This is a genomic window from Sphaerisporangium rufum (assembly GCF_016863395.1).
In the GTDB taxonomy this organism is placed as follows: Bacteria; Actinomycetota; Actinomycetes; order Streptosporangiales; family Streptosporangiaceae; genus Sphaerisporangium; species Sphaerisporangium rufum.
Genome location: NZ_BOOU01000165.1, coordinates 1 through 687 on the forward strand (window position 1 = coordinate 1; position 687 = coordinate 687).

Annotated in this window: 1 pseudogene; it reads right to left on the reverse strand. The window is 64.0% G+C overall.

What is annotated here, in order from left to right:
• Positions 1–39 precede the first annotated feature (39 nt).
• Positions 40–687 (reverse strand): annotated as a pseudogene (locus Sru01_RS35165) (hypothetical protein); the annotation flags it as partial.

Genomic DNA, 687 nt, shown 5'->3' on the forward strand with positions numbered 1-687 from the left:
GTGAGGTCCTGCTGCTATCCAGTTACCTGGTTAGTTGTGTCAGGCCTTGGTGGTGGTGTCGCCGGTCTTGGTGACGAGGCTGCCGGACCACAGGGTGGCGGCCTTCTTGTAGACGGCGTAGGTCTCGCTGTCGAAGTACGGCGAGGTGACGAAGTCGAAGCGGCCGTTGCCGTCGCTGTCGCCGAGCAGGGAGGCCACACCGTTGATGTAGCCCAGGCGCTTGGTGCTGGAGTACTGCGAGATGAACGGACCACCGGAGACGCCCTGGGTGAAGGCGGCCTTGATGGCGATCTGGGCCTCGGCCTTGAACTTGGCCGACGCGCCGGCGGCGTAGGTCTTGCCGTACTGGTACTTCAGGGTCTCGCCGGTGTAGGCCTTGTCACCGTCGGGGTGGGCGCCCGCGGGGTAGCCGAACACGTAGACGTAGGAGCCGACCTTGGCGTTCCAGCGGAAGCCCTGGCCGCCGACGGCGTCACCGAGACGACCGGCGTCCTTCATGTGCACGATGAAGTAGTGCGTGAGGTAGTACTTCTCGGCGGTGGTGGACTTGACCCACTTCTTCACGAAGTACTGGGTCTTGAACCACGCGGTCTCGGTGCCGTTGGCGTCCTTGTCCGCGGTCAGGGTGCCGAGGAACTTGCCGTCGGCCTTCTCGGCCAGGAGCTTCTTGTACTCCTCCTGGCTGAT